The sequence below is a fragment of the Microbacterium sp. K41 genome (assembly GCF_004794395.1).
Taxonomy (GTDB): domain Bacteria; phylum Actinomycetota; class Actinomycetes; order Actinomycetales; family Microbacteriaceae; genus Microbacterium; species Microbacterium sufflavum.
On record NZ_SSDO01000164.1, the window covers coordinates 1 to 6917 of the forward strand.

A 6917-nucleotide genomic window follows, 5' to 3' on the forward strand; every position below is an offset into this window, starting at 1 on the left:
CCCGGGCGGCCCGGGCGGGGCCGAGGCGCCGCGACCAGTCGTCGGAGGCGTCGGCCTTGCGCCACTGCAGGTGCAGCGGCTGCATCGATGCGGTGATGCCGGCGGCGGCGATGCGGGCGACGTCGCGGTCGGTGGTGGTCTCCAGGTGCTCGATGCGGTGCGGGGCTCCGGTGGCGCAGCGCGCGCCCGCGGCGAGGTAGGCGTCGACGACCTCGCCGACCGCGCGGTCGCCGATCGCGTGGGTCGCGACCTGGAAGCCGGCGTCGGCGTAGCGCCGCACGGTGCGGGCGTAGGCGGCGGCGTCCTTCCAGAAGGGCTCCGTGCCGCCGCCGGCCGTATCGGGCTCGTACAGCCACGCGGTGCCCGTCTCGACGACCCCGTCGGCGTACAGCTTCACGACGCCGCCGCGCCACCGCTCGCCGCGGCGGTCGCGCATCCGCAGGTTCTCCGCCGTGCGGTCGGCGTCGAACCCGGGCTCGTGGTCGATTGCAGACACGATGCGGAGGGGCAGACCCGGGCCGTGCTCGAGACCGTCGAGCAGGTCGAGCGTGGCGAAGCCGCCGTCCATGATGGTGCCGCCCGTGAGGCCGGAGTCCCGCAGTCCGCGCAGCAGCTCGTGGCCCGCCGCGAGGGTCTGCGTGCGGTCGAGGGCGGGGGCGGCGAGGCGCACGGGCTCGTACGCCGCGAGCTCGCGCAGCTCCCCGGTCGGCCGCCCGTCGCCGTCGACGACGATGCACGAGGAGTCGTCGGTCTCGCGGGCCCCGGTGATGCCGGCGCGGCGGAGACCCTCGTGACTGGCGAGGGCGGTGTGCCCGTCGAACACGATGAACAGGGCGGGGAGCCCGCGCACGGCGTCGTCGATCGCATCGGCGGTCATGGGGAGCTCGTGGAAGACGTCGTAGTCGAGGTTCCAGCCGCGCACCCAGGGGTCGCGGTCGTCGCGCAGCGCGCGGTCGGCCTCGGCGCGCAGGGCCGCCAGGAAGGCGGTGCCGGTGGTGATGCCGCCGAGGTCGACCCCGGCGGTGAGCTCGAGCCCCTGCAGCGGGTGGAGGTGGGCGTCGATGAGCCCCGGGGTGACCGCGGCTCCCGCGAGGTCGTGGACGACGGTGCGCGGGCCGCGCAGTTCCCGCACGAGCGCGTCGTCGCCCACCGCGAGGAAACGGCCGTCGCGCACGGCGAACGCCGAGGCCTCCGGGCGGCGGGGGTCCATGGTCACGACGCGCGCGCCGGTGACGATAGTGTCGGCGTCGAAACCCGTCATGGCGTTCTTCCTCGAGCGAATTGAAAGAGTTTCAATAAAGTAGCAGACACCGAGCAGGAGTGAGCCACGATGACGACATCCCCGCGCAGCGTGGGCCGCCCGTCGACCAGGGTGCTCACCGAGGAGCGGATTCTCACGGCGGCGTTCCGGCTCAGCGCCGAGCGCACACCACGGCAGTTCACGATGACGGCGCTCGCGGAGTCCCTGGGCGTGCGCACCTCGGCGCTCTACCACCACTTCGAGAGCCGCGACGCCGTGATCCGGGCGATGCGCGGGCGGATCAGCCGCGACCTCGCCACCCCCGAGCCCGGGGCCCTGCCACTGGAGGACGCGCTCCTCGCCTGGGCGCACAGCTACCGCGACGCCACGATCGCCGCGCCCCAGGCGATGGTCATGCTCGCCACCTCCCCCATCGACGCCGACGAGGGCTCGTTCGCCGACTACGAGCAGATCGCCCGCCTGCTCGCCGACGATGGCTGGCCCACCGACACCATCGTCGACGCGATCGTCGCCCTGGAGTCCTTCATCATCGGATCCGCCCTCGACGCCCTCGCCCCGGCGGACAACATGTCGCCCGGCGACCTCGCCCCCGCCTACCCGACCTTCGCCGAGGCCGAGCGCGCTCGCGCCCGCCTCAGCTCCGACCCCGCCCGCCGCACGTTCGAGATCGGCGTGCGCGCCCTCATCCACGGCCTCACCGCGTGGGCGCGCGCCGAAAGAGCCTCCGACGCCACCGCGTAGGCTGGACGGGTGGCCTCCCCCGCAGCTGACGACTACCTCAAGACCGTCTACGCCCACACCGAATGGCAGGACGCCCCGATCACCCCGTCGGTGCTGGCGGCCAAGCTCGGCATCGCCCCGTCGTCGGTCACCGAGATGGTGAAGAAGCTCGCCGCCGCGGGGCTCGTGTCGCACGTGCCCTACGGTGCCGTGCGGCTGACCGAAGCCGGGACGACCAGGGCCCTCGCGATGGTGCGGCGCCACCGCCTCATCGAGACCTGGCTCGTGCAGGAGTTCGGCTACGGGTGGGACGAGGTGCACGACGAGGCCGAGGTGCTGGAGCACACCATCAGCGACCGGCTGCTCGAGGGCATCGACGCCCGCCTGGGCCGCCCGCGCTTCGACCCGCACGGCGACGCGATCCCCGACGCCGACGGGCACATCGAGCGGGAGCCGTTCGTGCTGCTCGCCGACGCCGCGGAGGGGCACAGCGGTCGCGTGCTGCGGGTCGACGACCGCGACTCCGACCTGCTGCGGGCTTTGGAGGCCGAGGGGCTCACGGTCGGCAGCACCGTCGAGGTCCTCGCCGACGGCGTGCGCCTGGACGGCGTCGAGCGAGCCCTTCCCGACGGAAGCGCCGGCGTCGTGTGGATCACCGCCTGAGACCTGCCGGAAACACGCGGCCTCTAGGCTGAGCACATGGCACACCGTGACGACATCGAATGCTGGCTCACCGACATGGACGGCGTGCTCGTCCATGAGAACGACGCCATCCCCGGGGCCTCCGAACTGCTCGCCGGGTGGGAGCGCAACGACATCCCCTACCTGGTGCTGACGAACAACTCGATCTTCACCGCCCGCGACCTCTCCGCCCGCCTGCGGCAGAGCGGCCTGGTCGTGCCGGAGGAGCGCATCTGGACCTCGGCGCTCGCGACGGCCGACTTCCTGGCCCAGCAGCTGCCCGGCGGCTCCGCCTTCGTGATCGGCGAGGCCGGCATCCTCACGGCCCTGCACGAGGCGGGCTTCATCATGACCGAGACGAACCCCGACTTCGTGGTGGTCGGCGAGACCCGCAACTACTCGTTCGAGGCGATCACCAAGGCCATCCGTCACATCATCAACGGCTCGCGGTTCATCGTCACCAACCCCGACGCGACGGGCCCGAGCATCGACGGCGTGCTGCCGGCCACCGGCGCGATCGCCGCGCTCATCACGAAGGCGACCGGCAAGGAGCCCTACGTGGTCGGCAAGCCCAACCCGATGATGTTCCGCTCGGCGCTGAACAAGATCGGCGCGCACTCCAAGAAGACGGGCATGATCGGCGACCGCATGGACACCGACATCGTCGCCGGCATCGAGGCCGGCCTGCACACCGTGCTCGTGATGACCGGCATCAGCGATCGGCGCAGCATCGAGCAGTACCCGTTCCGGCCCGACGAGATCGTGGACTCCGTCGCCGACCTGCTGCCGACCATCACCGCATCGATCCCCACGCTGGACGAGGACTGACGTGGGCGCCCTCGACGACGGCGAGCGGATCGCGGCGGCCGACGCCGCGGCCTGGCGCGCCTGGCTCGAGGAGCACCACGAGCGCACCGCGGGCGTGTGGCTGCTGAGCGTGCGCGGCCGCTCCGCCGTCGGCGTCGGCTATGAGGACGCGGTGCGGCAGGCGCTGTGCTTCGGGTGGATCGACGGCCCGGTGCGCAGCTTCGACGACCAGACGAACGGCCAGTGGTTCTCGCCGCGGCGGCCCGGCAGCGGGTGGGCGGCGACGAACAAGGCGCGCATCGCCGAGCTGGAGGCCGCCGGGCTGCTGGCCCCCGCGGGCGTCCGGGCGCTGGAGGTCGCGAAGGCCAACGGCTCGTGGACCCTGCTCGACGGACCGGAGGCGGGCATCGAGCCGCCCGAGCTCACGGCCGCACTCGACGCGGACCCCGCCGCCCGTGAGAACTGGGACGCGTTCCCGAAGTCGGTGAAGAAGTTCGGGCTCACGCACATCGCGATGGCCAAGCGACCGGAGACGAAGGCCGCCCGCATCGCGAAGATCGTGGCGGACGCCGCGGAGGGGAAACGCCCATGACCCAGAACGACCTGCTGTTCCTCGTGCTGATCCTGATCGGGCTCACGTCGCTCACCGTAATCATCGTGCAGTTCGTGCGCTCCCGTCGCGGCCGCGGCTCGGACGACGGGCGTGCCGGCTGGTGGGAAGGCCCCTGGGACGACGACGACCGCCAGCGCTGAGCCCGCGGCCGTCGCCCCGGCCGCGGTCAGGACGCCAGCGAGGCCCCCGGGATCGCGGCCAGCAGCTCCCGCGTGTAGGGGTGCTGCGGGTCGTCGAAGATGCGCTCCGGTGTGCCGCTCTCGACCACGACCCCGCGCTGCATCACGTGCACCTCGTCGGAGATCATCCGCACGACCGCGAGGTCGTGGCTGATGAAGAGGTAGCTGAGGCCGAGGCGCGTCTGCAGCTCCGCCAGCAGATCGAGGATCTGCGCCTGCACCAGCACGTCGAGCGCCGACACGGCTTCGTCGAGCACCACCAGCTCGGGTTCGAGCGCCAGCGCCCGCGCGATCGCCACGCGCTGCCGTTGTCCGCCGGAGAGCTCGTGCGGCAGCCGCTCGACCATCGCGGCCGGGAGCGCCACCTGCTCCAGCAGCTCCAGGACGCGGGCGTGACGCGAGGCCGCGGTGCCGATGCGGTGCACGCGCAGCGGTTCCGCGATCGACTGCTCCACGGTGAACCGCGGGTCGAGCGAGGCGTAGGGGTTCTGGAACACCGGCTGCACGCGGCGGCGCAGCGCGAACAGCTCCTTGCGGCGCAGCGTGGTGAGGTCGAGCCCGTCGAACAGGATCGATCCGGAGGTGGCGTCCTCCAGCCCCAGCACCATGTTCGCGGTCGTGGACTTGCCCGACCCGGACTCCCCCACGATCGACACGGTCGTGCCGCGACGGATCGTGAGGCTCACACCGTCGACCGCCGTGAAGGTCTGCGGCTCCCCGGCCTTGGCGCCGCGCACCGGGAACTCCTTGCGCAGGTCGCGGATCTCCACGAACGGCACGGCGTCGGTCGCGGCCGTGCGCGCGGGCAGGGCGTCGCGCCGGGAGGAGAGGCTCGGCGCCGCGGCCAGCAGCTGCCTGGTGTACTCGTGCTGCGGGTTGCCCAGCACCTGGGCGGACGTGCCCTCCTCGACCACGCGGCCCCGGAACATGACCACGATGCGGTCGGCGCGCTCGGCCGCCAGCGCCAGGTCGTGCGTGATGAGGAAGACCGCGGTCCCGAGCTCGTCGGTGAGCTGATCGAGCTGGTCGAGGATGCGGCGCTGCACCGTGACGTCGAGGGCCGAGGTGGGCTCGTCGGCGATCAGCAGCCGGGGCTTGCACGCGAGCCCCATCGCGATCAGCACGCGCTGGCGCATCCCGCCGGAGAACTCGTGCGGGTACTGCCGTGCGCGCCGGGCGGCGTCGGCGATGCCCACCATCTCCAGCAGCTCGACCACGCGGACCTTCGTCGCCTCGCCGCTGGTGTGACCGTGCACCTCCAGCGCCTCGCCGATCTGCTCCCCCACGCGCATGAGCGGGTTGAGGTTCGACATCGGGTCCTGCGGCACGAGCCCGATCCCGGCGCCGCGCAGCGAGATCATCGCGCTCTCGGGCAGCTCGGTCAGCTCGCGCCCGTCGAAGCGGATGCTGCCCGCCGTGATCACGCCGTTCTCGGGGAGCAGGCGGTTGACGGCGGCGGCGGTCGTGGACTTCCCCGAGCCGGACTCGCCGACCACCGCGACGGTCTCGCCCGCGGCGATGTCGATGTTCACGTCGCTGATCGCGGTGATCAGCTCGGAACCGGTCCGGAAGGCGACGGCGAGGCCGTCGATGCTCAGCACGGGCGGGGTGGTGCTCATGGGGTACTCGTTCCTTCGGGGTCCAGGAGGGCGGGCAGCGCCGCACGCCACAGGGTCTCGGTCGGGGCGATCTCGGCCGCGAGGAGACGGGTGCTCAGGAGCACGGCCGCGGTCCCCGTCGCCGGCACGAGGCCGAGCGCGCAGCCGGTGTAGCCCGGGTGCCACAGCAGGCGCGTGGGGCGGCCGTCGACCGGCACGGTGTCGCTGCGCCAGCCCAGGGCCTGACCGGCGTCCGGGCCGTCGCGGAAGAAGTCGGCGACCGCGTCGGGGTGCCAGAGGTCGGTGTGCCGGTCGGCGTCGGCGAGCGCGGCGCCGAGCGTGAGCAGGTCGTCGACCGTGCCGAACAGGCCCGCGTGTCCGGAGACGCCGCCGAGCGCGTGGAAGCAGTTGCCGTCGTTGACGCTGCCGGCGATCTCGTCCTCCCGCCACGGGAAGTGCCGGCGCGACGTGAGGATCGGGTAGGGGTCGCCCGTGGCCACCATGCGGCGCTCGGCGGCGTCGCCGATGCCGGAGGACGCGACGGGAGGGCCGACGGGGCCGTAGCCCGTGTGCGCGAGTCCCAGCGGCGCGGTGACGAGCTCCCGCACGGCGGCGTCGAGCGGAAGGCCGGTCACCGCGGTGATGAGGCGCCCGAGCAGGATGAAGCCCAGGTCGGAGTAGTGCCGCCCCTCGTCGAGGCCGTAGCGCAGCGGCAGGGCGTCCACGACCGCGTCGGCGGGGGCGGGATCGAGGTACAGCGGCTGCCACTCCCACAGTCCGGCGCGGTGCTGCAGCAGGTGGCGCACCGTGGTGCCGGGAGCGCACGCGGTGCCCGGGAGGAAGCGGTCGACCGGGTCGTCGACGCCGAGGTCGCCCGTGCTCACCAGGCGCAGCAGAGCCGTGGTGGTCGCCGCGACCTTCGACACCGAGGCGAGGTCGAAGGCGGTGTCGCGCGTGACCGGGGTTCCCGCGAGGTCCGCGAGGCCACCCACCGCGACGTCACGCGAGGTGCGCGTGACCACCCCGGCGACCACCGCGCGGGGGGCGGTGTCGCCGCG

General features: G+C 73.0%; 8 protein-coding genes. 5 read left to right on the forward strand and 3 right to left on the reverse strand.

The window, feature by feature from the left end:
* On the reverse strand, nt 1-1261 hold a 1261-nt coding region (locus tag DW309_RS04290; RefSeq protein WP_136044662.1), incomplete at its 3' end, for an amidohydrolase.
* A gap of 69 nt (nt 1262-1330) precedes the next feature.
* Between DW309_RS04290 and DW309_RS04295 the strand changes: the two genes are divergently transcribed.
* Genes DW309_RS04295 through DW309_RS19340 form a run of 5 tightly spaced genes read left to right on the forward strand, consistent with a single transcriptional unit; the run spans nt 1331 to nt 4222 of the window.
* Entirely contained in the window at nt 1331-2002 is a 672-nt protein-coding gene (locus tag DW309_RS04295; RefSeq protein WP_136030791.1) for a TetR/AcrR family transcriptional regulator, read from the forward strand.
* 9 nt (nt 2003-2011) lie between these two features.
* Nucleotides 2012-2644 carry a metal-dependent transcriptional regulator gene (locus tag DW309_RS04300; RefSeq protein ID WP_136044663.1) on the forward strand — a complete coding sequence of 211 codons (633 nt, stop codon included), beginning with the start codon at nt 2012-2014 and terminating at the stop codon, nt 2642-2644.
* A 36-nt stretch (nt 2645-2680) separates the two neighbouring features.
* Nucleotides 2681-3490: an HAD-IIA family hydrolase gene (locus DW309_RS04305; RefSeq protein WP_136036235.1), complete on the forward strand. Its 810-nt coding sequence runs from the start codon at nt 2681-2683 to the stop codon at nt 3488-3490.
* Between the two features lies 1 nt (nt 3491).
* Nucleotides 3492-4061 (forward strand): YdeI/OmpD-associated family protein, encoded by a 570-nt coding sequence (locus DW309_RS04310; RefSeq protein WP_136044664.1) that lies wholly within the window; start codon nt 3492-3494, stop codon nt 4059-4061.
* Complete coding sequence (locus DW309_RS19340; protein ID WP_168387172.1) at nt 4058-4222, forward strand: hypothetical protein; 165 nt, start codon at nt 4058-4060, stop codon at nt 4220-4222. Before DW309_RS04310 ends, DW309_RS19340 begins: the two co-directional genes overlap by 4 nt.
* Before the next feature lie 26 nt (nt 4223-4248).
* Here DW309_RS19340 and DW309_RS04315 read toward each other — a convergent pair whose 3' ends face one another.
* Nucleotides 4249-5880, reverse strand: a complete 1632-nt coding sequence (locus DW309_RS04315) for an ABC transporter ATP-binding protein (RefSeq protein WP_136044665.1) — start codon at nt 5878-5880, stop codon at nt 4249-4251.
* Nucleotides 5877-6917 (reverse strand): serine hydrolase domain-containing protein (locus tag DW309_RS04320; protein WP_136044666.1); only part of this gene is annotated, 1041 nt, incomplete at its 5' end. The genes DW309_RS04320 and DW309_RS04315, both read right to left, overlap by 4 nt.

Bases quoted from the DNA above. Each gene is read 5' to 3' on its own strand.
- DW309_RS04315 (WP_136044665.1), bottom strand. From the start codon at position 5,880: ATGAGCACCACCCCGCCCGTGCTGAGCATCGACGGCCTCGCCGTCGCC.
- DW309_RS19340 (WP_168387172.1), top strand. From the start codon at position 4,058: ATGACCCAGAACGACCTGCTGTTCCTCGTGCTGATCCTGATCGGGCTC.
- DW309_RS04305 (WP_136036235.1), top strand. From the start codon at position 2,681: ATGGCACACCGTGACGACATCGAATGCTGGCTCACCGACATGGACGGC.
- DW309_RS04295 (WP_136030791.1), top strand. From the start codon at position 1,331: ATGACGACATCCCCGCGCAGCGTGGGCCGCCCGTCGACCAGGGTGCTC.